General features: G+C 68.3%; 28 protein-coding genes. 19 read left to right on the top strand and 9 right to left on the bottom strand.

All coding sequences use genetic code 11. The annotated features are described in order from the left end of the window. The first annotated feature begins 2 nt into the window (after positions 1-2). From ccoG to GR702_RS18065, 6 genes are read left to right on the top strand one after another with little or no spacing between them, the layout of a single operon-like run. Positions 3-1463, top strand: a complete 1461-nt coding sequence (ccoG, locus tag GR702_RS18040) for a cytochrome c oxidase accessory protein CcoG (RefSeq protein ID WP_160987109.1) — start codon at positions 3-5, stop codon at positions 1461-1463. A gap of 4 nt (positions 1464-1467) precedes the next feature. After that, positions 1468-1950 (top strand): FixH family protein, encoded by a 483-nt coding sequence (locus GR702_RS18045; protein ID WP_160987110.1) that lies wholly within the window; start codon positions 1468-1470, stop codon positions 1948-1950. Next, positions 1947-4085 (top strand): heavy metal translocating P-type ATPase, encoded by a 2139-nt coding sequence (locus tag GR702_RS18050; RefSeq protein WP_337192646.1) that lies wholly within the window; start codon positions 1947-1949, stop codon positions 4083-4085. The genes GR702_RS18045 and GR702_RS18050 overlap by 4 nt, the downstream gene beginning before the upstream one ends. Continuing rightward, positions 4082-4225: a cbb3-type cytochrome oxidase assembly protein CcoS gene (gene ccoS / locus GR702_RS18055; RefSeq protein WP_160987112.1), complete on the top strand. Its 144-nt coding sequence runs from the start codon at positions 4082-4084 to the stop codon at positions 4223-4225. Before GR702_RS18050 ends, ccoS begins: the two co-directional genes overlap by 4 nt. Then, positions 4222-4446 (top strand): hypothetical protein, encoded by a 225-nt coding sequence (locus GR702_RS18060; protein ID WP_160987113.1) that lies wholly within the window; start codon positions 4222-4224, stop codon positions 4444-4446. Before ccoS ends, GR702_RS18060 begins: the two co-directional genes overlap by 4 nt. A gap of 31 nt (positions 4447-4477) precedes the next feature. Next, positions 4478-5791 (top strand): radical SAM protein, encoded by a 1314-nt coding sequence (locus GR702_RS18065; RefSeq protein WP_160987140.1) that lies wholly within the window; start codon positions 4478-4480, stop codon positions 5789-5791. 13 nt (positions 5792-5804) lie between these two features. Here the strand turns inward: GR702_RS18065 and GR702_RS18070 are convergent, their stop codons facing one another. From GR702_RS18070 to GR702_RS18090, 5 genes are all read right to left on the bottom strand, one after another. Beyond that, a complete protein-coding gene (locus tag GR702_RS18070; protein ID WP_160987114.1) occupies positions 5805-6077 on the bottom strand; it encodes a histidine kinase in 273 nt (90 codons plus the stop codon). A gap of 341 nt (positions 6078-6418) precedes the next feature. Continuing rightward, complete coding sequence (locus GR702_RS18075; protein WP_160987115.1) at positions 6419-7117, bottom strand: peptidoglycan DD-metalloendopeptidase family protein; 699 nt, start codon at positions 7115-7117, stop codon at positions 6419-6421. Between the two features lie 165 nt (positions 7118-7282). Further along, positions 7283-8080: a DUF455 family protein gene (locus GR702_RS18080; protein WP_160987116.1), complete on the bottom strand. Its 798-nt coding sequence runs from the start codon at positions 8078-8080 to the stop codon at positions 7283-7285. Then, positions 8077-8553 (bottom strand): peroxiredoxin, encoded by a 477-nt coding sequence (locus GR702_RS18085; protein WP_160987117.1) that lies wholly within the window; start codon positions 8551-8553, stop codon positions 8077-8079. Before GR702_RS18085 ends, GR702_RS18080 begins: the two co-directional genes overlap by 4 nt. A 3-nt stretch (positions 8554-8556) precedes the next feature. Beyond that, on the bottom strand, positions 8557-11319 hold the full coding sequence (locus tag GR702_RS18090; RefSeq protein WP_160987118.1) for a bifunctional [glutamine synthetase] adenylyltransferase/[glutamine synthetase]-adenylyl-L-tyrosine phosphorylase: 2763 nt from the start codon (positions 11317-11319) through the stop codon (positions 8557-8559). A gap of 177 nt (positions 11320-11496) precedes the next feature. Here GR702_RS18090 and GR702_RS18095 point away from each other — a divergent pair, with 177 nt between their 5' ends. The 6 genes from GR702_RS18095 to GR702_RS18115 all read left to right on the top strand — a co-directional run bounded on the left by GR702_RS18095 (position 11497) and on the right by GR702_RS18115 (position 16034). Then, positions 11497-13227 carry a M28 family metallopeptidase gene (locus GR702_RS18095; protein ID WP_160987119.1) on the top strand — a complete coding sequence of 577 codons (1731 nt, stop codon included), beginning with the start codon at positions 11497-11499 and terminating at the stop codon, positions 13225-13227. Next, the gene (locus GR702_RS18100; RefSeq protein WP_160987120.1) at positions 13212-14210 is read left to right on the top strand and encodes an agmatine deiminase family protein; all 999 of its coding nucleotides are present in this window, start codon (positions 13212-13214) and stop codon (positions 14208-14210) included. The genes GR702_RS18095 and GR702_RS18100 overlap by 16 nt, the downstream gene beginning before the upstream one ends. Positions 14211-14272: 62 nt before the next feature. Continuing rightward, positions 14273-14398, top strand: coding sequence for a hypothetical protein (locus GR702_RS22590; RefSeq protein ID WP_272916687.1), 126 nt, complete (start codon positions 14273-14275; stop codon positions 14396-14398). 217 nt (positions 14399-14615) lie between these two features. After that, positions 14616-14870: a hypothetical protein gene (locus GR702_RS18105; RefSeq protein ID WP_160987121.1), complete on the top strand. Its 255-nt coding sequence runs from the start codon at positions 14616-14618 to the stop codon at positions 14868-14870. Continuing rightward, a complete protein-coding gene (locus GR702_RS18110; RefSeq protein WP_160987122.1) occupies positions 14867-15754 on the top strand; it encodes a bestrophin family protein in 888 nt (295 codons plus the stop codon). The genes GR702_RS18105 and GR702_RS18110 overlap by 4 nt, the downstream gene beginning before the upstream one ends. Before the next feature lie 55 nt (positions 15755-15809). Continuing rightward, positions 15810-16034 carry a hypothetical protein gene (locus GR702_RS18115; RefSeq protein WP_160987123.1) on the top strand — a complete coding sequence of 75 codons (225 nt, stop codon included), beginning with the start codon at positions 15810-15812 and terminating at the stop codon, positions 16032-16034. A gap of 37 nt (positions 16035-16071) precedes the next feature. On the opposite strand, the gene GR702_RS18120 is transcribed toward GR702_RS18115, so the two are convergent. From GR702_RS18120 to thrS, 3 genes are read right to left on the bottom strand one after another with little or no spacing between them, the layout of a single operon-like run. Further along, on the bottom strand, positions 16072-16749 hold the full coding sequence (locus GR702_RS18120; RefSeq protein ID WP_160987124.1) for a spermidine synthase: 678 nt from the start codon (positions 16747-16749) through the stop codon (positions 16072-16074). Further along, a complete protein-coding gene (locus GR702_RS18125; protein ID WP_160987125.1) occupies positions 16746-17183 on the bottom strand; it encodes an acetyltransferase in 438 nt (145 codons plus the stop codon). Before GR702_RS18125 ends, GR702_RS18120 begins: the two co-directional genes overlap by 4 nt. Continuing rightward, positions 17180-19171, bottom strand: coding sequence for a threonine--tRNA ligase (thrS, locus tag GR702_RS18130; protein ID WP_160987126.1), 1992 nt, complete (start codon positions 19169-19171; stop codon positions 17180-17182). Before thrS ends, GR702_RS18125 begins: the two co-directional genes overlap by 4 nt. Before the next feature lie 376 nt (positions 19172-19547). Between thrS and GR702_RS18135 the strand changes: the two genes are divergently transcribed. The 3 genes from GR702_RS18135 to GR702_RS18145 are packed head-to-tail and all read left to right on the top strand — an operon-like array spanning position 19548 to position 20556. Beyond that, entirely contained in the window at positions 19548-20174 is a 627-nt protein-coding gene (locus tag GR702_RS18135) for a hypothetical protein (RefSeq protein WP_237449793.1), read from the top strand. Beyond that, entirely contained in the window at positions 20171-20365 is a 195-nt protein-coding gene (locus GR702_RS18140; protein ID WP_160987127.1) for a helix-turn-helix domain-containing protein, read from the top strand. The genes GR702_RS18135 and GR702_RS18140 overlap by 4 nt, the downstream gene beginning before the upstream one ends. A 5-nt stretch (positions 20366-20370) precedes the next feature. Then, positions 20371-20556 (top strand): hypothetical protein, encoded by a 186-nt coding sequence (locus GR702_RS18145; RefSeq protein WP_160987128.1) that lies wholly within the window; start codon positions 20371-20373, stop codon positions 20554-20556. Positions 20557-20561: 5 nt separating this feature from the next. Here the strand turns inward: GR702_RS18145 and GR702_RS18150 are convergent, their stop codons facing one another. Continuing rightward, positions 20562-21899 (bottom strand): ArnT family glycosyltransferase, encoded by a 1338-nt coding sequence (locus GR702_RS18150; protein ID WP_160987129.1) that lies wholly within the window; start codon positions 21897-21899, stop codon positions 20562-20564. Positions 21900-22097: 198 nt separating this feature from the next. On the opposite strand from GR702_RS18150, the gene GR702_RS18155 reads away from it, so the two are divergent. The 4 genes from GR702_RS18155 to GR702_RS18170 all read left to right on the top strand — a co-directional run. Beyond that, positions 22098-22877, top strand: coding sequence for an alpha/beta hydrolase (locus GR702_RS18155; protein ID WP_160987130.1), 780 nt, complete (start codon positions 22098-22100; stop codon positions 22875-22877). A gap of 15 nt (positions 22878-22892) precedes the next feature. Next, on the top strand, positions 22893-23795 hold the full coding sequence (locus GR702_RS18160) for a tetratricopeptide repeat protein (protein ID WP_237449794.1): 903 nt from the start codon (positions 22893-22895) through the stop codon (positions 23793-23795). Then, positions 23792-24799, top strand: coding sequence for an LLM class flavin-dependent oxidoreductase (locus GR702_RS18165; protein WP_160987132.1), 1008 nt, complete (start codon positions 23792-23794; stop codon positions 24797-24799). The genes GR702_RS18160 and GR702_RS18165 overlap by 4 nt, the downstream gene beginning before the upstream one ends. Before the next feature lie 109 nt (positions 24800-24908). Continuing rightward, on the top strand, positions 24909-25047 hold a 139-nt coding region (locus GR702_RS18170; protein WP_160987133.1), incomplete at its 3' end, for an FAD-dependent oxidoreductase.

Here is a 25047-nt window from a genome sequence, read left to right on the forward strand (position 1 = left end):
AAATGACGCAGGATCAGCAACTCGCCCGCAAGCCCGGCACGCCGCCCCCCTCGCTCTACGCGAAGCGCGAGCCGGTCTTCAATCGCCGCATCGACGGCAGGTTCCGCCGGATCAAGTGGGCGGTCATGGCGCTGTGCCTGGCGGTCTACTGGGTCACTCCCTGGCTGCGCTGGGACCGGGGTGCCTATGCGCCCGACCAGGCCGTGCTGATCGACCTTGCCCATCGCCGCTTCTACATGTTCGGCATCGAGATCTGGCCGCACGAATTCTACTTCGTCGCGGGCCTGCTCATCATGGCGGGCATCGGCCTGTTCCTCGTCACCAGCGCGGTCGGCCGGGCGTGGTGCGGCTATGCCTGCCCGCAGACCGTCTGGACCGACCTGTTCCAGCATGTCGACCGGCTGATCGACGGGGATCGCAACCAGCGCTTCCGGCTTTACAAGGCGCCGTGGGGCCCCTCCAAGATCGCCAGGCGCCTCGTCAAGTGGACGATCTACCTTGCCATCAGCTTCGCCACGGGCGGGGCGTGGATCTTCTACTTCGCGGACGCGCCCACGCTGCAGCGCGCGTTCTGGACCGGCACGGCAGACCCGGTGGCCTACGCCACGGTGGCGGTGCTGACGGCCACGACTTTCGTCCTGGGCGGCTTCATGCGCGAGCAGGTGTGCATCTACATGTGCCCCTGGCCGCGCATCCAGACTGCCATGACCGACGAGAAATCGCTCACCGTCACCTACAAGGACTGGCGCGGCGAGCCGCGTGGCAGCCTGAAGAAGGCGCTCAAGGCGCCCGATGCCTTTGGCGACTGCATCGATTGCAACCAGTGCGTGGCCGTATGTCCTACCGGCATAGACATTCGCGAAGGGGCGCAGGTCGGCTGCATCACCTGTGCGCTTTGCATCGATGCCTGCGACCGCGTGATGAAGGACGTGGGCCGGCCGCGCGGGCTGATCGACTATGCGACGCTCGAGGATGCGCAGGCCGAGAAGGCCGGCAAGCCACCGACGCCGCATCTGAAGCTGATCTGGCGGCCAAGGACCATTGCCTATTTCCTGGCATGGTCCGGGATCGGCCTTGGCCTCCTGTTCCTTCTGGGGGCGCGGGTCCATACCGAGGTGACTGTCGCCAAGGACCGCAACCCGCCCTTCATCGTCATGAGCGACGGTTCGATCCGCAATGCCTACACGCTGCGCCTGCGCAACATGCAGGCCCGCCCGCGCCGCATGGAAATCGTCGTCGAGGGTCTTCCCGGCGCCGTCATGTGGACGGGCGACACCGCGCGCCAGCAGGCTTCCGCCCGGCTCCTTCGCATGGTCCCCGCCGATGCCACGCAGCCGCTGCGGGTCTACGTCGTCGCTCCGTCCGGCACGAGGGCGCGCGACTTCGCCTTCACCGTGCAGGCCGTGGGCGAGCCCGGCGAGGCCGACCGCTCCGCCGCCACGTTCGACACTCCCGAAGGATGACACGATGACCATCAAGCAGCGCAGCAAGCCGTTCACCGGCCGCCACATGACGGCCATCCTCGTCGCAGGCTTCGGGGTCGTCGTCGCTGTCAACCTGACCATGGCGCGTCTGGCGGGGTCGACCTTCGGGGGCGTGGTGGTCGAGAACTCCTACGTCGCCAGCCAGCACTTCAACCGGTGGCTGGGCGAGGCCAGGAAGGAGCAGGCGCTCGGCTGGAGCATCGCGGCGAGCCAGCGGCCCGACGGGCGCATCGAGGCGCGGCTCTCCGCTCCGTCGGCCGTGGGCGGTGCAAGGATGAGCGCGCTGGCACGCCACCCGCTTGGCCATCTGACCGACGTGCCGCTGGCATTCCGCCAGCAGGGTCCGGGCGAATGGGTCAGCACGCAGGCCCTTCCGGCGGGCCGCTGGATGCTGCGCTTCGATGTCGCTGCGCCGGGCGTGCAGTGGCGCAGGGAAGTGCCGGTCAAGGCGGAGGCGCGGCCGTGAACGCGATTTCGCAAGTCGAGGTGCCCACGGGCGATCCGCTCACCGACAGCCGCTTCACCGTTCCCGGCATGCGCTGCGCCGGCTGCATCGGCAAGATCGAGCGCGGACTGGCGCTGGTGCCCGGCGTCGCGGCGGCGCGGGTGAACTTTTCCGCCCGCCGCGTCGCCGTCAGCCATTCGGCCGCGCTCGACGCCGAAGCGATCCTGGAGGCGCTGCGAGGGCTGGGCTTCGAGGCCGAGCGCGCCGCCGACAACCCGCTCGCACGGGACGACGACGAGACGCGAAGGCTGCTGCGCGCGCTGGCGGTCGCCGGCTTCGGGATGATGAACATCATGCTGTTCTCGGTCTCGATCTGGTCGGGGGCGGACGTGATTACGCGCGAGATGTTCCATTGGATCAGCGCCCTGATCGCCATTCCGGTAGTCGCCTACTCGGGGCGCCCGTTCTTCGCGTCTGCGGCGATGGCGCTGCGATACCGGCGCACCAACATGGACGTGCCGATCTCCATCGGGGTGATCCTTGCGACGGCGATGAGCCTCTACGAAACCGTGGCGGGCGGGGCCCACGCCTATTTCGACGGCGCGGTCATGCTGCTGTTCTTCCTTCTCGCCGGTCGCGCTCTAGACGCGATGATGCGCGGGCGGGCGCGGTCCGGGATCGCCGCGCTGCTTGGCCGGATGGGAAGGGGCGCGCAGGTGATCGACGAGGCCGGGAACGCGCGCTACGTCGAAGCTGAAAGGCTGGCACCGGGCATGCTCATGCTCGTGGCCGCCGGCGAGGCACTGGCGGCCGACGGCATGATCGTGGAAGGACGCACCACGATCGACGCCTCGATGCTTACGGGCGAGAGCGATCCGCGCTCTGCCGGTCCGGGCGATCCCGTCCATGCCGGGATGATCAACCTGGGCAATCCGGTGCGCGTCACCGTCACCGCCGCTGCGCAGGATACCGCGATCGCCGACATCGCCCGGCTGATGGACGGGGCAGGGCAGTCGCGCTCGCGCTATGTGCGCGTGGCCGACCGGGCGGCAAGGTTCTATGCCCCCGCCGTGCATGCGCTGGCGTTCCTCAGCTTCTGCGGCTGGATGATCGCGGGGGCAGGGGCATACAAGGCGCTGACCATCGCGACGGCGGTGCTCATCATCACCTGTCCCTGCGCGCTGGGCCTCGCCGTGCCTGCGGCGCAAGTGGTGGCGGCCGGCGCGCTGATGCGGCGCGGGCTGCTCATCAAGGACGGGTCCGCGCTCGAACGGTTGGCCGAGGCGGACCAGGTGCTGCTGGACAAGACCGGCACCCTTACGCTGGGCGAACCGCGCCCCACGAACCTGCAGGTGCTCTCCGCGCGGGACTGCGCAATAGCCCTCGGCCTTGCGCAGTCCAGCCGCCATCCGCTCAGCCGTGGCCTTGCCAGGGCCCTCCGCGAAAAAGGCGTCGAGCCTGCCACGATCGAGGGGATCTCGGAAACCGCAGGAACCGGCATGCGCGGCCTGTTCGAAGGGGTGGAGGTCGCGCTGCTGCGCCCCGAGGCGGAGACCGGCGGCCTTGCCGCGGACCTTCTCGTCGATGGCTCGCGCACCCGCCTGACCTTCGCCGATCCGCTGCGGCCCGATGTGCGGCCTACGCTTTGCGCCTTGCAGGCAGAGGGGCTTCCTGTTGCGGTTGCCTCCGGCGACCGGTTCGATGCGGTCGCCAGCGTCGCCCGGAAACTGGACCTGTTCGCGGTGGCCGCGATGAGCCCGGCCGACAAGCTCGCCCTGCTGGAGCGGCGGGCGGCGGCGGGGCACCGGGTGCTGATGGTGGGCGACGGGCTCAACGACGGACCCGCGCTCGCCGGCGCCCACGTGTCGATCGCGCCGGGCGGGGCAAGCGATGTCTCGCAGCAGGCGGCGGATGCGGTCTTCGTGGGCGAGCGGATGATGCCCGTCGCCCTTGCCGTGAAAGTCGCGCGCGCGACGATGCGGATCGTGCGCCAGAATTTCGCGATGGCGGTGCTCTACAACGTCGCGGCGGTGCCGCTTGCGATCATGGGCTTCGTGACTCCTCTGGTGGCTGCTATAGCGATGTCGGGCAGCTCGCTCCTGGTCGTGGGAAATTCGCTTCGGCTGGCGCGCGCGGCGGGGAAGGAAGAAGCATGACGATCCTCGGTTTCCTGATCCCGCTGGCGCTCGTGTGCGGAGTTCTGGCGCTCTACTTCTTCTTCTGGGCCATGCGCAGCGGCCAGTTCGAAGATCTGGACGGAGCCGCCAACCGCATCCTGATCGACGAAGAGCCATGAGACGCGCGCCCGCCCTGTTCGCCGCGCTGGCGCTGGTGCCGGCCATGGTCGGGCCGCTGGAAGCGCAGGCCCGCACCCTGGCTGTGCCGCTGTGCGGTGGAACCGCGATGAGCGTGCCGGTCCCCTCGCGCGATGCGCCGCCCGGGCCGCCGCAGGGACCGTGCTGCGCCAAGGGCTGCCATTCCGACAACAAGCGCAAGCGGGTTGATCGAACGCAATGACCATGGCTGCGGGCCGGGGCATTCCCGCGCCATGTGGACCTATCACCCCGAACTCCTGGCGGTTCCCGTGCCGCGTTACACAAGCTTTCCCACCGCAGCCGAATTCGGCGAGGCGGTAGGCGCAGCGCACGTGGAAGCAGCCCTTTCGGCACACGAGGGGGAGGTATCGCTCTATGTCCACATCCCCTTCTGCGAGAAGATCTGCTGGTATTGCGGCTGCAACACCAGCGCATCGAACCGGGCCGAACGCGTCGCCAGCTATCTCGACGCGCTTCACCGCGAGATCGTCCTCGTGGCCGAGCGGCTTGCCCCATCGGCGGGCGTCACGCGGATCGCCTTTGGCGGCGGCAGCCCGAACGGCATCTCCCCGATCGATTTCGTGCGCCTGGTCGATGCGCTGACGCTGCAGTTCGCCGCGTCCCGCCCGGTGATCTCCATCGAACTGGACCCGCGTACGTTGGGTCCCGACTGGGCGGGCGTGATCGAGACGGTGCAGATCGAGCGCGCGAGCCTTGGCGTGCAGACCTTCTCGCCGGAACTTCAGGCAGCCATCGGCCGCATCCAGCCCGCCGGCATGATTGCCGATGCCACGGCCATGCTGCGCACCGTCGGGGTCGGCTCGCTCAACTTCGACCTCATGTACGGGTTGCCGGGGCAGACGCTGGCGCACTTGCGCGATTCGCTCGAAAGCACCGCCGCGTTGGGAGCGGACCGTATCGCGCTGTTCGGCTATGCCCACGTTCCCCACCTCATCGCCCGCCAGCGCAGGATCGATGGCAGCGCGCTGCCCGGAGCCGAGGCCCGGTTCGACATGGCCGCCTTTGGCCACGTGTTCCTGCTGGACGCGGGCTATGTGCCGGTGGGCTTCGACCACTTCGCGCGGCCCGGCGATCCGCTGGCGCAGGCGGTGCTGCAGGGGAAGCTCAGGCGGAACTTTCAGGGCTTCACCGACGATGAGGCCCCCGTGCTCCTGGGCCTGGGCGCATCGGCGATCAGCGAGTTCCCGGGACTGCTCGCCCAGAACGAGAAGAACACCGGCCGCTATCGCATGCTGCTCTCGCGCGAGCGGCTCAGTGCGGCGCGCGGCGTCCTCCGCAGTGCAGACGACCGGCGCCGGGGAGCGATCATCGAAGGGTTGCTCTGCCGGGGCCGGGCCTGCGTTCCCCCGGACCTGCGGCAGGGGGCATGGCCCCTCCTGCGGCCTTACTTCGATGCGGGCCTGTGCGAAGCCGATGCCGATGATCTCGTGATCCAGCCCGGCGGCCTGCCCTACGCCCGCTCGATCGCGGCGCGTTTCGATCCCTACCGCAACGATGCGCTGAGGCGCTTCAGTTCGGCGGTCTAGGGGCGGGGCGGGGTCATCCAGCGGTATCGAACTCCACCCCGAACAGGTTTCCGCAGCGCCAGCGCACCAGGCCCCACAGTTCGCGGCCGTCCTTCAGCTGCGCGCGCACCACTTCGTTCGGCGCCGGCGCCTCCCCCAGCGCCGCCGCGCCCAGTCCGCGCGCGGACGTGTCGCGCACGATCGTCGTGATCTCAACCTCACGCGCGTCGGTGAGGGTAAAGCGCGTGCAGCATCGCCGCCTTCGTTCGCGAAGGCGGGGCGTCGGGCGGAAGAGAACCTTGTCCATCGGCAAGAAGGACGGAGCGAGTGTTCGGAAATGAAGGCGAACCGGCTGGATACGCTCGTTTTGACCGCGATCAATGCGGCGGGGCGGAGGTGGTGCGAAGAAGGCGCTGCCGGTCCCGCACCGCAACCCGCTACCTGGCGGACCCCCCGGTGCGAGCCGCTTCTCCCCGACTTCGGGCGGCCCCGCCATGGCGTAAGGGCCGCCCTTTTTTATCGATGTTCCACGTGTGTCCAACAAGAAAAAGGCGGCCCCGAGGACCGCCTCTTCCCTCCTCTCCAAACCTGGCTTGGCCGGTCAGTCTGCTGCGGACCGTGCCTGGGGTTTGAAACTCTGACGGCCGGTCAATCGCCCGCCGCAGCGACCGAGACGCCGGCCTGCATGTAGGGGATCGGATTGACGGCTTCGCCGCTGACGCGCACCTCGTAGTGGAGGTGCGGGCCGGTGGAATTTCCGGTGCTGCCCACGAAGCCGATCACGTCGCCCTTGTGGACGCGCTGTCCTTCGGCGACGTTGAGGCGCGACATGTGGCCATAGCGCGTCTGCATGTCCGCGCCGTGCTCAAGCGAGATGTAGAGGCCGTAGCCGCTGAACCACGAAGCGCGGCTGACGGTGCCGTCGGCGGTGGCGTAGATGGGCGTGCCCACGGGCGCTGCAAGGTCAACGCCCTTGTGGCCGCGGCGGCCGCCGAGAATGGGGTGGTCGCGCATGCCGAAGTTGCTGCTCATGCGCGAGGCCATGAGCGGATTGCGTGAGGGGATGGCGACCGAAGCGAACGAGCCGGCAACCGCAGGCTTGGGCTTTGCGGCGGCAAGCCCGGTTTCCTCGAAGTTCTGCCACGAACTGAAGAGCTGGCGGAACTGTTCGTCCTCGCCGCCCGTTACAGACTGGTTGGCAGCCTGCGCGGTGCGCAGCGGGGCGGAGATATCGGCAGCGGCAGCGCTGCTGTTGGCCATCGCGGGATGCGCGGCGACCGAAAGTCCGGCGACGACGAAGAGACCAGTCACTGCGCGGAACTTGGCGAAGAATTTCGTTACGACCACTCGCAATACCTTGCTTTCCGCCGCTGCATGCCGGGCTTTGCCAGGTCTGCGCGACGTGTTTTGAACCCGGCAAAGTCCGTGAACGGACGCCGTCGAGCCTTGGATTGGAGATGGTCGGAACCCCCCGCCGTCTCACGGAAGATGACTTATGCCGTCATCACTCAGCTAGGCAAGCGCGCTGTACAGCTCGCGCGACAGACCGGCCATAAGCCGCGCCGAGTCGTTGAACGGTGGTTTCAGGTTGCCCCGAAAGTAACGAAAAACCAAGGATTTCCACAGGTTTCCCGGCTCTTCGCCCAGCCGTTTGGCTGCAGCGTCGAAATGATTTGCGCCGAAACGCACGTGGCGAATCTCGTCGTCAAGGATTCGTTCCAGGATCCTTGCGCCGCGCTCGTCGCCGGCAGCGCGCACGCGGTCGATGGCGGCAGGAGTGACGTCGAGCCCGCGTGCCTCCAACACCATCGGCACGACGGCAAGCCGGGCCGCCACGTCGTGCCGGGTGTCGTCGGCCGCGCTCCACAGCCCGTCATGCGCGGGAAGTGCGCCATAATGGCTCCCATGCGCGCGCAAGTGGCGGTCGAGGAGCGCGAAGTGCATGGCCTCGTCGGCGGCGACGGAGAGGAAGTCCGAGACGAAGGCCTCGCCCATTCCGGCGCCGAAGCGGCCCGCCATGTCCAGCGCGAGGTCGATCGCCACGAATTCGATGTGGGCCAGCGCATGCCAGAGCGCGACGCGGCCGTGTTCCGAGCCCTTGCCGCGCTTGGGCATGCGGGCAGGCAGGAGCAGTTCGGGAGCGTCCGGCCGGCCGGGCGCCTCGGGCATGGCCACGTCAAACGCGAAGGCGAGCCGGCCCAGGCGCCAGTCCCGTGCGACCTTGCGCGCGTTCATCACCTTGGACCGGACATCGCGCTCGCACAGCACGGCCCGGATCGCGGCAGCCACGCTGACGCCGGCCGTTGTCACAGCGCACGTGCCGCTTCCAGCACCTTTGGCGCGTGATCCTTGACCTTCACCTTGTCCCAGACCTGCGCGATCCTGCCGTCGGGGTCGACAAGGTAGGTGGTGCGCACCATGCCCATGTAGGTGCGGCCGTAGTTCTGCTTCTCGGTCCAGATGCCCAGCGCGTCCGAGAGGCCGTCCGTCTGTGCATCGGTGGCGAGCGGCGCCTTGAGGTCGTGCTTGGCGATGAAGTTCTGGTGCTTCTTCGCCGAATCCTTGCTCACGCCCAGCAAGGCCGTGCCTGCGGCCTCGAACTCGGGCGCGAGGGCCGAGAACTCGATGTTCTGCGTCGTGCAGCCGGGCGTCGCGTCCTTGGGGTAGAAGAACACCACCAGCTTGCGTCCGCGAAAGTCGGAGGCCCGGAAAGTGCCTCCCTCCGGCGTTTCGAGCGCGATGTCGGGGAACATGTCGCCGACGTGGGGGCGGGGGGTGGTCATGCGTCAGGTCTCCAGTCGTTCACCGAAGGCCGCCATCCAGGCGGACGCGACTTGCGCCCGCGCGGCGGCGAGGCCTTCCTCGAGGTCTTGCCAGTCCCCATAGCCACATGCGCGCACGAGCGCCATGCAGGCCGAAGCTGCCGGTATCCGGGCATCCGGGGCAAGCAGCCGCCCCGCCACCAGCAGGCGCGTGAGGGTGTCGTGCGCATCGACCAGCGCCGCAGGCACCAGCGCGAGATCCGCAAGGGCGCGCACGGCCTCGCCAAGGTCGGGGTGAAGCCCCGGCCCGCCCTCGCGCAGCTGCACGAAGTGCACGATGAACTCCAGATCGACGAGCCCGCCGCGCAGCAGCTTGACGTCGAGCGGGCCCTTGGCGGGTTTGTGCGTGGCCATCCGCTCGCGCATTTCCAGCACGTCTGCGCGCAGCCTTGCCGGGTCGCGCGGCAAGGTGAGCACCTCGTGCACGATCTCGCCAAGCCGTGTCCGTCCCGGCGGCGAGCCGTAAAGCGGTCGAGCGCGGCACAGCGCCATGTGCTCCCAGGCCCAGGCCTGCTGGCGCTGGTAGGTCTCGAAGCTTTCCAGGCTGGCGGCGGGCGGCCCCTGTTCGCCGGAGGGGCGAAGGCGGGTATCCACCTCGAACAGCGCGCCCTCCGCCGTCGCGACCGACAGGGCCGAGATCGCCCGCTGCGAAAGGCGGTTGTAGTAATGCGTCGCGCCCAACGGACGGCGGCCGTCCGATTCCGCCCGGAAATCGCCGCTGAACAGGTAAATGAGGTCGAGGTCCGAGGCGTGGGTGAGCACTCCGCCGCCCATCCGGCCAAGGCCGAGCACGAGCAGTTCGCTGCCCGCAACGCTGCCGTGGGTGGCGCGAAATTCCTCCACGGCGGCGCTGGTGAGGACGACGAGCGCCGCCTCGGCGATGCGGGCGAGGCCGCGGCCGATCTCCAGCGGGTCGTTCGCCGCCTCGATCAGCTGGACGCCAAGCTTGAAGCGCAGTTCGCCCACCTTGCGCCGCACGGCATCGAGCTTGCGCTCGTAGTCGTCGCCGCGTTCGAAGCGGGAAAGTTCGGCGACGAGATCGGCCACGGGGCCCGGCAGGTCGAACGCGGACGCATCGATCAGCGGGTCAAGCAGGTCGGCGCGCCGGGCGAGCGCGTCGGCGAGAGGAGGGGCAAGGCCGAGGATCCGGGCGAGAAGGTCGATGAGCGCCGGTCGCGCCTCCAGCAGGTTGAACAGGTTGATCGCGCTCGGCAGGTTCCCCAGCAGCTCTTCCCAGCGCGCCATGAGGCGGTCCGGATCGGGAGCGGCGGCAAAGGCGGCGAGAAGGTCGGGGCGGATGGCCTCGAACGCGCGCCGTGCCGCGTCGGAGCGCAGCGCCCGCACTTTCCCGCCCAGCCATCCCTGCATCCGCTCGGAAAGTGCGGCGGGATCGGCAAATCCGAGCGCCTCCAGCTCGTCGGCAAGCGAGGTCTGGTCGGGCATGGCGACCGGCACGCCAGAGCGTTCGGCATTGTCCATGATGAGCGCGTCGTAGCGCTCTCCCACTGCCTCGGTGATCGCGGAAAGCTCGTCCAGCAGCGCCTTTGCGCTCCCCATGCCGTCGAGCAGGGCGACTGCCTCGATCGCTTCGTGCGTTTTGGGCAGGCTATGCGTCTGCTGGTCCTGAATCATCTGCAGACGGTGTTCGACCGTGCGCAGGCGATCGTAGCTTTCGCCCAGCAGCCGAGCTTCCTGTGCGGGGACGAGGCCCGCCTCGGCCAGCGCGTCCAGCGTCTCGCGAGTGCCGCGAGGGCGCAGCGCCGGGTGGCGACCGCCGTGGATCAACTGGTGGGTCTGCGCGTAGAACTCGATCTCGCGGATGCCGCCGCGCCCCTTCTTGAGGTCGAAGCCGGGGCCGACCACCGGCGAGCCGCGAGTGCTGGCGCGGATCTGCGCGGTGAGCCGGCCGATCTCGGCGATCGCCCCAAAGTCGAGGCTGCGGCGCCACACGAAGGGGCGGATCGCCGCCAGGAAGGCCTCGCCGCCCGCGATGTCGCCGGCGCAGGCACGGGCGCGAATAAAGGCCGCCCGCTCCCAGGTGAGGGCGGAGGATTCGTAGTGAGTGAGCGCCGCGCCTACAGGGATGGCGAGCGGGCTGACTTCGGATGCCGGCCGCAGCCGCAGGTCGACGCGGAAGACGTAGCCTTCGTGGTCCACGCGCGAGAGCGTCTCCACCAGGGTGCGCGCCACCCGCTGCGCGGCCTCGCCGGGCTCGTCCCGCTCTCGCCTCGGGAGGACGGCCGGATCGAACAGCAATATGGGATCGATGTCGGAACTGTAGTTCAGCTCCCCGGCCCCGTGCTTGCCGAGCGCGAGCGCGATGAAGCCGGTCGAGGCGGCAGCGGGATCGAAGTCGGGTACACGGCGGCGGATGCCCTCGACGATCGCGGCATCGAGCGCGCGGTCGGCGAAAGCGGAAAGGGCGCCGGTCACCTCCAGCAGCGGAAAGGCTCCGGCCAGATCGCCGATCGCGAGCGTGAGGGCGAGCGCGTGCTTCTCGCGCCGCAGGGCAGAGCCGGTGTCCGGCGCGCCTTCGCCCGCGCCTCGCGCCAAGGCCAGCGCTCCGGCGCCGTCGCCCTCGGCAAGACGCGCGGCGAGCGCGGGCTGCCGCTCCAGCATTCCGGCAAGGTAAGGAGCGTGGGCGCGGGCGCGGGCGATGGCATCGCTCCAGTCGGCGCCCGCAGGCCGGGCGAGGCTCGGGTCGGTGGGGGTCCAGTCGGCACTCATGCCCTTGTTCCTGCCGCTGCGCCCCTGCATGGGCAAGGGCCGTGTTCCAGTCTGGTGGAATAAACCGCGCTTTCCGCCGAGAAGGCGCAGGGCGTGGCGGACATGCGCCGGTCTTGCCCCGCGCGGCCTGCTCTGGCACCTGTGCCCCTTGCGTTCCCGTGTGAGGTGCTCCGTTTTATGAAACTCGTCCCGTTGCTTGCCGCCACCACGGCGCTGGCCCTGTGCGCTGCCGCGACCTGCACCGCCGCCGCCACCGCGCAGGAGCCCTCCCTGCCCAAGGGAACCGCGCTGCCGCCGCCGGTCAATGCGGGCGCACAGCCGGACGTGCCTGTGCCGCTCATGCAGGCGGTGACCAAGCGCCTGGCCTCCGACGAGTTCGAGGGACGCGCTCCCAGCACGGCAATCGAACCCAAGGTGCTCGACTATATCGTGTCGCAGTTCAAGGCTGCGGGCCTGCAGCCGGGCAACAATGGCCAGTGGCTGCAGGCGGTGCCCACGGTGGAGATCACCGGCGGCAACTATACCCCGCTCATTGTCTCGGGCGGGGCTGCCAGGCTCTCGTTCAAGCCGGGCGAGGACTATGTCGCGGCCAGCTACCGCGTCACTCCCGGCACGCAGGTGAAGGACAGCGAACTGGTCTTCGTCGGCTACGGCATCAACGCGCCCGAACTGGGCTGGAACGACTATGCCGGGATCGACATGAAGGGGAAGACTGCGGTCATCCTCGTCAACGATCCCGATTACGCGAGCGAGACCGAGGACGGCCTCTTCAAGGGCCGCCGCATGACCTACTACGGCCGCTGGACCTACAAGTTCGAGGAAGCCGCCCGGCAGGGCGCCACGGCGGCGCTGATCGTGCACGACACGTTCCCTGCCGCCTATGGCTGGAAGGTCGTCAATTCCAGCTGGACGGGCGCGCAGTACTATGTGCAGACCCCCAATGACGGCATGGATCAGACGCAGGCCAACGGCTGGATCCAGAAGCCGGTCGCGCAAGCGATCCTCAAGGCGGCGGGCAAGGACCTCGCCGGGCTGACCGCCGCGGCCCAGAAGAAGGGCTTCCGGCCGGTGCCGCTGGGCCTCAACGTCAACCTCGGCTTCGAAAACGCGGTGCGCCGCTCGACTTCGAACAACGTGGTGGGCGTGCTGCCCGGCAAGACCCGGCCCGACGAGGTCGTGCTCTATTCCGCGCACTGGGACCACCTTGGCCGCTGCACTCCCGATGCGACCGGCGACGACATCTGCAACGGCGCTGTCGACAATGCCGACGGCGTCGCGGCGCTGACCGGCATCGCGAAGATGAACGCCGAGGCAGGCCCTGCCGCGCGCACCCAGGTCTTCGTGGCGTTGACGCTCGAGGAATCGGGCCTGCTCGGCTCGGAATACTACGCCGCGAACCCGGTCTACCCGCTCGACCACACCGTAGGCGGCGTGAACATGGACGCGCTGCTGCCTTCGGGCCGGGCCAAGTCCTACACCCAGACGGGCGGCGATAAGTCGGAACTTGGAGACCTCTATCGCAAGGCGCTGACCGAGCGCGGCCTCACCGACGTGCCCGAGGATCATCCCGAGCGCGGCGGATATTACCGATCCGACCACTTCAGCCTCGCCAAGCGCGGCGTGCCGATGTTCAACGTGGAGCGCAGCGGCGATCTGGTCGCGGGCGGCACGGCGGCGGGCGAGAAGGCGGCGCAGGACTATACCGACAACCGCTACCACGCCCCTGCCGACGAATATTCGGACGCCTGGGACTGGAGCGGCATCGCGCAGGACGTGGAGCTGCTCTACGACCTTGGCCGCACTCTGGCGGACGGCACCATGTGGCCGAACTGGCGACAGGGCGACGAATTCCGCGCCATCCGCGACAAGGCCTGCGCTGCCGCAACCAAGGGATGCAACGCCAAGTGACTTTCACGCTTCCGCCCGAATGGGCTTTGCAGGACTGGATCTGGATAGGCTTCCCGCACGATCCGGTGGAGTGGCCGGGCTTCCTCGAACGCGCGCAGGAGCAGATGGCGGCCTTCGCCAGCGCTGTTGCCGAAAGCGGGCAGGAAGTGCGACTTGTCGTACGCGACGAGATGAACCGCGCGCGGGCGAGCGAGCTGGTCTCCGGCAAGGTGAAGCTGGAGACGCGCCGCTATGGCGACGTGTGGCTGCGCGACACCGGGCCGCTGGTGGTCATGGACCAGCACCGTCAACGCAAGGCCATGCGCTTCGGCTTCAACGGCTGGGGCGGCAAGTACCTCATGGAAGGCGACCAGGAGATCGGCGAGGAACTGGCGCGCGACGCCGGCCTCGACGTGGAACTGGCTGACTGGATCCTCGAAGGCGGCGCGCTGGACGGGGACGGCACCGGGCTTGTCGCCACCACCGAGCAGTGCCTTCTCAACCCGAACCGCAACCCGCACCTTTCGCGCGACGATCTGGAAATGCGCCTCAAGCGCGATCTTGGTTATGATCGGGTGCTGTGGCTGGGCGATGGACTCGTCAACGACCACACCGACGGCCACGTCGACAACCTTGCCCGCTTCGTGGCGCCCAACGTGCTGGCGCTTCCCCGGGCGACCGGGAACGACGATCCGAACGCCGCGATCTATGCCGACGCCCGGGCGCGGGCGGAAGCGGCAGGCGTGAAGGTCGCCGAGGTACCTTCTCCGGGCCGGGTCGAAAGCGACGGCGGGCGAATCGAGCCGGCCAGCTACATGAACTTCGCCGTGACATCGAAGTTGGTGGTGGTGCCTGTCTATGGCACGGCGCACGACGAGGAAGGCGTGGCCGCGATCGCCGCGCTGTTCCCGGATCGCGATACCGTTGGCGTCATGGCCGATGCGGTCCTGGCGGGCGGAGGGTCGTTCCACTGCTCCAGCCAGCAGATGCCCACCGCAGAATGAGGCGCTTTCCGGAGGAACGCTCTTAACGCTTTGGAAACGGGCGAGAGCGCATGATCGCGACCATGGCTCGCATTGTCGCTCTCGCACAGGCTTCCTCCGCTTTCCGGGCGAGCAAGGTGCTGCGCCCTCTGGTAGTGAGCGGCTGCGCCCTCGCGCTGATCCTGGCACGCGACGCGCTGCCCCTCTGATCGCCTGATCCCATTCGCCGCCCGTTGCCGTCAGGGGCGGGGCGCGGTTTTTTGCCCGTTTATCAATGAACCGTGATGCAGGCTGGCTGCATCCTGTCTCCCTTGTTGCACTGCACACCGATCTGCCGCATCGCAGCAAAGATTCGTCGCAATCCGCTGATGCAATCGAAATCTGGTCGAACCAATTTAGGCCGAACCTGATTTCTGGAGAACGAACATGCGCAATATGACCGAGGCCGAGCGCACCCGCCTCCGCGAATCGCTGGTGGGCAACCTGCTGCTGCTGCTTTTCGGCTGCGGGGTCCTGACGTTCCTCGTCGCGGTTGACAGGCTCGACTGGTTTTCGATCCGTCCCGCCACTGGAACCTCCATCGCCATGGCCCGTTCGACCGAGAAGCCGGCGCACAGCTTCCAGGACCGAAGCACGAAGCTGGCTCAGCAGCCCCAACCGGAGTCCGCGCTTCCCCGATGATCGTCAGCAAGGTACCAAGTCCCTCCCGCGTCGTCCGGGCCATCTGGAAGCCGCTCACCGTCCTGTTCGTCTGGGACGTGATCGTCACGATAACCTACTACGTGCTGCCCTTCTCGGCGCCGGAACTGCCGGTGACGCTGTTCGGCACCGTGCTTGGCCTGTTCCTGGGATTCCGCAGCAACTCCGCCTACCAGCGCTGGTGGGAAGGGCGGGGCCTGTGGGGGCTCATGATCAACGCCAGCCGCAACATCGCGCGTGCGGCCCGCAACTTCATGCCCGATCCCGAGGCGACCGAGCTCAAGCGCCAGATCGTCTACCGCCAGATCGCCTACGTGAACGCGCTGCGCTGCCAGCTGCGGCGTCTGCCGCAGGACGAGGAAGTGCTGCGCCTCCTTCCCAAGCACGAGAAGGACCTGGCGCTCCAGCGCGTGAACGTCGCCAACGGCATTCTCGACGGTACCGGCAGGCGCATCGACGAGGCACGGCGCAATGGCTGGATCGACACCATCCAGCAGGCGCAGATGGAGGCCGTGCTGGTCGACATCGCGAACTCGCAAGGCGGGATGGAGCGGCTGAAGAACACGCCGCTTCCCTTCCAGTACCGCTTCCTGCCGATGCTCTTCACGCATCTGTTCTGCGTGCTGCTGCCCATCGGCCTGGTCGAGACGCTGCAGTTCGCCACCCCGCTGGGCTCCACGATCGCGGGTCTCATGTTCCTGGCGGTGCTCACCATCGGCGACGATCTGGTGGACCCCTTCGCCAACGACATCCACGACCTGCCGCTCAACGCCATGTGCCGCACGATCGAGATCGACCTGCTGCAGGCGATCGGCGAGAAAGCGCCGGAGGCCTTGGGGCCGGACAAGCACGGGATCCTGTGGTAAGCAGGGAATGTGTGGTAAGCGGCCGGGCCGACGCCCACTTTGCGGAGCATAACCCATGCGCCTTTCTAAAGACCGCCAGACCGCCAGCGCCGCCATTCGCGTGGGCAAGTCCTTCAGCATGGAAGCCCGCGCGGACATCAGTCCGGTGGGCCTGCTCGCCATCGGCGCGATGGTGGGGGTCATTCTGCTCGGCAGCGCGGTGATCGTCGCCACGGCGCGCCGCAAGCAGAAGCCCACGCCATCGACCGCGATCGAGGCCGATCCCGCAGCCCGGATCTGATCCGGTCGGCTGCGCTTGGCGCAGGGCCGAAGCGGCGTTACTCGCGTGCGGAGGCGAACCAGATCACGTGCTTGGGCCCCTTGCCGTTGCTGCGGGCGGCAACCTTGCGCTCGTCCACCGCGAAGCCGGCGTTCTCGAGCCGTCGCGTGAACGCCGGGTCGGGCCCGGCCGACCATACCGCAAGCACGCCGTCAGTCGTCAGTGCGCGCTTCGCGGCCCGCAGGCCCGCCTTGGAATAGATGACGTTGTTGTCCTCGCGCACGAGCCCGTCAGGCCCGTTGTCGACATCGAGGAGGATGGCGTCGTAATCGCCAAGGCCCGAGCCGATCACCGTGGCGACATCGCCCATCAGCAGCGTGACGCGCGGATCTTCCAGGCAATCTTGGGTCATGTGCGCCATGGGGCCGCGCGCCCACTCGATGATCTCGGGCACGAGTTCGACCACGGTCACCCGGGCATCGGCAGGCAGCACCTTGAGCGCGGCGCGCAGGGTAAAGCCCATGCCGTAGCCGCCGATCAGCATGTGCGGGCGCTTGCTCGATCCCTTGATGCGGTCCCACGCCATCGTCGCCAAGGCTTCCTCCGACCCCCACTTGCGGCTGCTCATCAGCTCGTTGTGGCCAAGGACGATCATGAAGTCCTGGTCGTGGCGGAACAGCTCCAGCTTCTCGCCGTCCGGGATCCAGGCGGTGTCCAGGAGTTCGCGCTGGATCATGATGGTTTTCCGTGTTGCAGATGGATAATGGGATAGGGCCGCCCGTCGCCGTCGCAGGCAGAGCGGCCGATGCGGGTAAAACCGCGCGCTTCGTAGAATGGCAGGGCATTGTCGGCCTGCTCGTTCGCATCGACACGGCAAGCAGGCTCGATCGACAGCGCATGCGCGAGGAGGGCGGAGCCAAAGCCCTGTCCATGGGACGAGGGATCGACGAAGAGCGCCTCGATCGTGCCGTCCGCGTAGATCATGAAGCCCTGCGCCCCGCCGTTCGCATCCTCGGCGATCCAGAGGGGGGCACGGGGCAGCATGGCCTCGACGCTCGCGGCTATCTCGTCCCGGTCGGTGTCGGACAGGAACCCGTGGGTGGCCTCCACCGCTGCGCGCCAGATCGCGAAGGCGCGCGGCGCGTCGGCAGGGCCACCCGGGCGGATCACAGCAGGTCCGGCGCCGTGGCTTCGGTCTTCAGCAGGGCGATCGCCTCGTCGAGAGTCATGACCTTCTGGTGCTCGGCGCCAAGCGTGCGAAGGGCGACGGTGCCTTCCTCGGCCTCGCGCTTGCCCACGACGAGGAGGTGCGGGACCTTGTGGACCGAATGCTCGCGCACCTTGTAGTTGATCTTCTCGTTGCGAAGGTCAGTCTCCACGCGCACGCCGGCCGCCCTGAGCCTCGCCGCCACTTCACTGGCATAGCCGTCGGCATCGGAGACGATCGTGGCGACCACCGCCTGAACGGGGGCGAGCCAGACCGGCAGCTTGCCGGCGAAATGCTCGATCAGGATGCCGATGAAGCGCTCGTAGGAGCCGAAGATCGCGCGGTGCAGCATGACCGGGCGGTGCTTTTCGCCGTCCTCGCCGATGTAGCTCGCATCGAGGCGCTCGGGCAGGACGCGGTCGGACTGGATCGTGCCGACCTGCCAGGTGCGGCCGATCGCGTCGGTCAGGTGCCATTCCAGCTTGGGCGCATAGAAGGCGCCTTCGCCGGGAAGCTCTTCCCAGCCGTATTCCTCGGTGGCGAGCCCGGCCCTGACGACCGCGTCGCGCAGTTCGTCCTCGGCCTTGTCCCACATCTCCTCGCTGCCGAAGCGCTTCTCGGGGCGCAGCGCGAGCTTGATCGAGTACGTGAAGCCGAAGTCCTTGTAGACCCGGTCCGCCAGTTCGCAGAACGCCTGCACTTCGCCCACGATCTGGTCCTCGCGGCAGAAGATATGCGCATCGTCCTGCGTGAACTGGCGCACGCGCATCAGCCCGTGCAGCGCGCCGTGGGGCTCGTTGCGGTGGCAGCAGCCGTTCTCGTACAGGCGCAGCGGCAGCTCCCGGTACGACTTGATGCCCTGTCGGAAGATCAGGACGTGCGCCGGGCAGTTCATCGGCTTGAGGGCCATCCACTCGGCCTCGTCCGATACGATAGGGCCTTCGTCCGCCACGTTGGGAACCTCGTCGGGGATGACGAACATGTTCTCGCGGTACTTGCCCCAGTGGCCGGACTGCTCCCACTGGCGCGCGTCCATGACCTGCGGGGTCTTCACCTCGCGGTAGCCGGCGCCATCGATGGCGCGGCGCATGTAGGCTTCCAGCTCGCGCCAGATGACATAGCCCTTGGGATGCCAGAACACCGAGCCGTGGGCTTCGGCCTGAAGGTGGAACAGGTCCATCTCCACGGCGAGCTTGCGGTGGTCGCGCTTGGCGGCTTCCTCGAGGCGCGTGAGGTGCGCGGCAAGCTGCTTCTTGTTGAGCCAGCCGGTGCCGTAGATGCGGCTGAGCATCGCGTTCTTCTGGTCGCCGCGCCAGTAGGCGCCGGACACGCGCGTCAGCTTGAATGCGGCCGGGTCCAGCTTGCCGGTGGAGGGCAGGTGCGGGCCGCGGCACATGTCGAGCCAGTCCTCGCCCGACCAGTAGACCGTCAGCGGCTCGTCGCCGGGGAGTTCGGCGGCCCACTCGGCCTTGAACGTCTCGCCCTGCTGCTTCCAGCGGCTGATCAGCTGCTCGCGGTCCCAGACCTCGCGGCGCAGCGGCTTGTCGGCGGCGATGATGCGGCGCATCTCCGCCTCGATCGCGGGCAGGTCGTCGTCCGTGAAGGGGCGATCCCTGGGCGCGAAGTCGTAGTAGAAGCCATCGTCGGTCGAGGGGCCGAACGTGATCTGCGTGCCCGGGAACAGCGCCTGCACCGCTTCGGCGAGGATGTGCGCATAGTCGTGGCGCGCAAGCTCGAGGGCCTCGGCTTCGTCGCGGCTGGTCACCAGCGCAAGCTGCGCATTGCCGGTGAACGGACGCGACAGGTCGACCAGTTCGCCGTCGATGCGGGCGGCGAGGGCCGCCTTGGCGAGACCGGGGCCGATGGCGGCGGCAACGTCAGCCGGGGTGGAGCCTTCGGGCATCTCGCGGATGGAACCGTCGGGAAGGCTGATCTTGAACATCTCGGACATGCGTGGGCTCGTCTCTCGTTTCCCGTAGCCGGGTTCCAGCGCGCCATGGCACAGGCGCGCCTCCGGGTGAAGGTGCGGCGTCGGCTAAAAAGCTTCGTTCCGGGGGAGTGACGCCAACTCGCCCGGAACCCGGGCGACGGTGGCTCGCGTGCTCAGGACGCGACCGACCGTGCCCGGGCGGGCCGGGTAGTCGCGGTAGTGGTCGTGGTGAGCGCTTGCTTCATCGCGGGCCGATGTAGCGACTGGCAGCGCAAGAGTCATCCCCGTTTGTGCGCGGCAGAGGAGCGGCCAAGCCGGCGATCCGAGTGCCGTGTCAATGACGCTTGACAAACCAGTCATCAAATGACAACCTTGCTTTACATGAAGACAAGGAAGCATGACTGATGCGATTCACTATCCCGCAAGGACGCACGGCATGAACAGCCAGGCCACTGCCTCCCGATCCGCCTGGCTCTGGGGAGCTGCATTCCTGCTGGGCATGTTCGGGACCGGGTTCGCCGCGCGCTGGTTCGACCTGCCGCCCGTCCCTTCGATGCTGGTGATGTTTCCGCCGCTGCTGCTGGCGGTGCCTTTCATGCGCGCGACGGAGCGGGCACAGGCGGCCTCCGGCGCGCTGTCTCCCGCGACGCGGCGCTACAATCGCCGGGGCATGGTCTGGACATTCAGCTACGTGCTGTTGCTGGCGGTCGCGGTGATCGGCGCGAAGTCCCTTCAGGCGCAAGGTCCGTTGCTTTGGGTGCTGGCGGTGCTGCCGGCGCTGCCGATCCTCTACCTGGTATGGACCATGGCGCGCTACCTGATCGAGGAGCAGGACGAATACCTGCGCATGAAGGTGGTCAACGCCTCTCTCATGGCGACTGGGCTGCTGCTCGCGCTGGCGACGGTCTGGGGATTCCTCGAGACGTTCGGCCTGGTGCCGCATGTGCCGGGCTGGGCGGCATTGCCCGTCTGGGCGATCGGGCTGGGTCTTGGCACCGCGATCAACCGCTGGAGGGACCGGTGAGGAACCGCCTCAAGGTGCTTCGCGCAGAGCGGGGCTGGAGCCAGCAGGACCTGGCCGAGCGGCTGGAAGTCTCGCGCCAGAGCGTGAACGCGATCGAGACCGGGCGCTACGATCCCTCGCTCCCGCTCGCCTTCCGCATCGCCGATCTCTTTGGTATGGCGATCGAAGAGATCTTCCAGAGGGGCGAGTAAGGGCGATGGGACCGCACGGGCGCAGCAGGAGAGGCGTAGCCATCACCGCCGCGCTCGCGCTTGCGGTCGGTGCCGCTTTCGCGCTGGGCCTTCCGGATGCCCCGCGAAAGGAGCGGGCCGAAGCGGGCGTCGTCTCCGTCCCGCCCGGCAGCAGGCTGGTCCTGAAAGTACGGGGTACGCCGCTCTACTGAGAGGCTCAGTGCAGCGCCCGGCGCGGGATGCGCCGCTCGCTCATGCGGCCGAGCACGGTCATCGCCAGCCAGCCCGCCGTCATGCAGATCCACGGCATGACCGGATAGTGGAAGCGCGACTGTCCCGAGAAGACCACGCATACGAGCGTCGGGTAGAGCGCGATGCCATAGGGCAGCAGCCACCAGCCCATCCACTTCTGGCCATCGCGCCGGCGACGGGCGATCATCACGAAGAACGCGGCGGCGAACGCCAGCATCAACAGGACATAGAAGCCCTGGTTCACCACTCTTACGGCGCGGTAGACGAGCGCGAAACGTTCGTAGCCGGGCGCGCCGGCCTGGTAGGCCCACTCCGCCTCGCCATCGGGCAACCACAGGCGCATGAGCTTGCGGGGGACGAGTTCCAGGAAGCGGTCGGGATGGGCGGTCATCCATGCAAGGCCGAGGCGCCGCGCTTCTGCGTCGCGTTCCACTTCGTCGAGCCCCGGCCGGGCCATGAGCTCCTTCACCACCGGCGTGTCGGGCGTATAGTCGCCGGTGGCATCGTCGTGGTTGCCGGTCAGCAGGGTATAGCCGCCGTTGGTGGAAACAGGCACCCAGTGACCCAGCTGCGTGTGGTTGCGGATCGTCCAGGGCAGCACCGTCAGCGCCGCGAGGGCCACCACGATCAGGCCTTCCGCCAGCAGACCGGGAAGCCGGCGCCAGCGATCCCCCATGCGCAGCCAGTCGATCGCGAACAGCAGCGGCACGACCACCAGCGTCTGCGCCTTCACCAGCGTCGCCAGGCCGAAAAGCAGCCCCGCGCTCACCAGCTGGTAGCGGTTGGTGCGCGTCACCACCACCCAGCAACCCGCCATCAGCAGCGCGGTATAGAACACTTCGGTGAGCGCCAGCGGCACATAGCCGATCGCGTTGGGATAGACCGCGAGCAGGAGCAGTCCGGCCCTTGCCGCGCCTTCCGAGCCGAACAGCCGCCGTCCCAGCACCAGCGTCGCCAGCCCGATCAGCATGGAACCGGCGAGATTGAACAGGCCCAGCGCCACCAGCGAGGTCCCGAAGCGCGAGAACACGAGGCTGAGGGCGATGGGCCATCCCGCCGGCCAGAACGCGGTGGGCTGTCCCGCATTGTCGAGGTAGCCGTGCCCGGCGGCAAGGCTTGCCGCCCGCAGGTAGTACCATTCGGCGTCTGAACTCGGCACGACATCGATCAGCAGCACCGCCGCGCGCAAGGCGAAGTAGAGCGCCCAGATGCCGAGCAGCACCGAACGGTCGGTGGCGAACCAGTCCAGCCGCAGCGACAGGCGCGTGGGACGGGTCGGGAAATGGATGACCTTGGCGTTCATGGCGGCCCGGATGATTGGCAGGAAGGCTTTAAGATCGGATTATCCTCGCCGCGTCCAGTCGGGAGTGGCGATCCTCGTGTGTTCCACGTGGAACCAAATAGGCAAACGGCGCGCCGAGACATCCCCGTCACCGGCGCGCGCAAGTGTTTGGGCCTTCGCGCCTTGCCCTTGTGCCCCCTCGTTCCCACTAAGGCCTCCATGACTTCCACGCGCTTCCTCGACCTCTCGGACGGTCGCTCCATCGCTTATCGCTTCACGCCGGGGACCGGGCCGGTGATCGTCTTCCTGCCCGGCTACATGTCGGACATGACCGGGTCCAAGGCGGGCGCCCTGTTCGAAATGGCGCAGGCGGGCGGGCTACCGTGCCTCCTGTTCGACTACTCGGGCTGCGGCGAGAGCCCGGGGCATTTCGGCGAGGGCACGCTTTCGCGCTGGACCCAGGAAGTGCTGGCGCTCGTCTCCGCGCTGGAGACGGACGAGAAGATCGTCCTTGTCGGCTCGTCGATGGGCGGATGGGTGATGCTGCTTGCAGGGCTCGCGCTTGGCGAAAGGCTGGCGGGCCTCGTCGGCATCGCGCCTGCGCCGGACTTTACCGATTGGGGCATCCCGCAGATGGACAAGGCCATGCTCGCCGATGGCGAGACCATCTTCGAGGACAATCCCTATGGCCCGGAGCCGACCCCGACCCACCCCGCTTTCTGGGCAGACGGGCAGGCGAACCTCCTGCTCGGCGGCGAGATCGCGATCGATGCACCCGTGCGCCTGCTGCACGGCCAGCGCGACGCCGACGTGCCGTTCGACATCTCGCTACAGCTGGCGCAGGCGCTGCGTTCAGCCGACGTGCAGGTCACGCTCATCAAGGACGGGGACCACCGCCTCTCGCGCGATGGCGATATCCGCCTGCTGCTACGCACGGTAGCCGAACTGGTGCTGCCCAAAGTCACCGTTCCGGCGCCGGCAGCCCCTTCGGAGTCCTGACCCCTGATGCCGCTCATGTCCCTTCTCCTCCCGCTCGTGGCCCAGGTCGGCCCTGCCTCGGCGCTGCCGAGCACGGCCAATCCCTATGCCTCGTCGCTGCCGATCGAGATCATCGAGAAGAAGGACGCGGAGGCCGCCCGCCGCGCCCGCGAGGCGCAGGTGGTCCGTCTGCCAACATCGGGAGCAGGCGGGGGGGCAAACGGAGGGGCAGGCAGTGGCTGCATGAACGCGGTCGAGGCCAATCCCCAGCGCTCCGCCGAACTGGCGCAGGCCGCGCTGGGCAATGCCATCGGGCGCGAGCGGGTGCGCGCGGGGCTTTGCCTCGGCGCGGCACTCAGCGCGCTTGACCGCTGGGACGAGGCGCGTTCCGCCTTCGTCGCCGCGCGCGATGCGGCGGACGTCGCCGATCACTCCAGCCGGGCCCGGCTTGGCGCGATGGCCGGCAATGCCGCGCTCGCTTCCGGCCAGCCCGGGCAGGCGATCGCTCTGCTCGGCCCGGCTGCGACCGAGGCGAAGATCATTGGCGATGCGGAACTCACCGCCTCGATCGCGCTGGACCGCGCCCGCGCGCTGGTCGGCGTGAAGCAGACGGGCGAGGCCGCCGCGGCCCTTGCCGAAGCGCGTGCGGCGCAGCCCGGCAATGCGCAGGCCTGGCTGCTCTCGGCCACGCTTTCGCGCCGCGAAGACAAGCTGGCGCAGGCGCAGGCCCAGATCGAGAAGGCGGCCACGCTCGCCCCCCAGGATCCCGAGATCGGGCTGGAGGCCGGGGTGATCGCCATGCTCTCGGGCAACGAGGAAGCCGCACGGCGCAGCTGGCAGTCCGTGCTCGCCGCCGGGGCGGGCAGCGATGCCGCCGCCACCGCGAAGCAGTACCTGTCCCAGCTGGGGCCGGACACGACAACGAAGGCAGTGCCATGATCCCCATTTCCGTCCTCGATCTGGTCACCGTGCGCGAAGGCGGCACCGTGGCGCAGGCTCTCGACATCACCGTGCGCACCGCCCAGGCGGCCGAGCGCGCGGGGTACAAGCGATACTGGGTGGCCGAGCACCATGGCATGGAGGGCATCGCCGGGGGGGCGACCTCGGTGGTTCTCGCGCATCTTGGCAACCACACCTCGACGATCCGCATCGGCTCGGGCGGCATCATGCTGCCCAATCATACGCCCTACGTGATCGCGGAGCAGTTCGGCACGCTGGCGGCGCTGTTTCCAGGCCGCGTCGACCTTGGCCTCGGGCGGGCACCGGGTGCGGACGGACGCCTTGCGCAGGCACTTCGCAAGGACATCCATGCGGCGGCCGAGCGGTTTCCGAACGATGTCGTCGAACTGCAGGCGCGCTTCGCCGGGCAGGCGGCGGGCGGCGTGCCTTCGCCGCAGGCGGCCGGCGCGGACGTGGAGATGTGGATCCTGGGCTCGAGCCTGTTCGGCGCGCAGCTCGCGGCGATGCTGGGCCTGCCCTATGCCTTCGCCTCGCACTTCGCGCCCGCCGCGCTCGACGAGGCCGCGCGCGTCTACCGCGAGCGCTTCCAGCCTTCCGAAACGCTGAAGCAGCCCCACTTCATGGCCGCGATCAACGTCGTGGCAGCCGACACCGACGAGGAGGCGCACTACCTTGCCTCGTCGACGGACCAGAGCTTCGTGGCGCTGCGGACCGGCAATCCCGGCCGCCTGCTGCCGCCCGTTCGCGATTACCGCGCCAGCCTGCCTGGCTCGGCACGGGCGATGCTGGAGCAGGTCCGCTCGGTCAGCGCGATCGGCACTCCGCAGACGGTGCGTGGGGAGATCGAAGCGTTCATCGCCCGTACCGGTGCCGACGAGCTCATCGTCAGCGTCGCGACTTACGATCCGGCAGCACAGATCCGCTCGCTCGAACTGACCATGGACGTAGTGGGCCAGGATAGCGCGGCGGCGGGGACGGCCTGAGGCGCGCCCGCTGTCGGGGAGAGGCGAGCGCCTGTTTGCCCGGCATCTATTGCGATCATGTCGTACAGGGCATTGACCGGGCGATTAAATTGCGGGAACTGCTGTCCGCATGAAAACATCGGACGTCGTCATCGTGGGAGCGGGTCATGGCGGGGCGCAGTGCGCCATTGCCTTGCGCCAGAACGGGTTCACCGGAACCATCACCGTCATCGGCCGCGAGCCTGAGTACCCTTACGAGCGCCCCCCGC

This window comes from Novosphingobium silvae, assembly GCF_009856825.1.
Taxonomy (GTDB): Bacteria; Pseudomonadota; Alphaproteobacteria; order Sphingomonadales; family Sphingomonadaceae; genus Novosphingobium; species Novosphingobium silvae.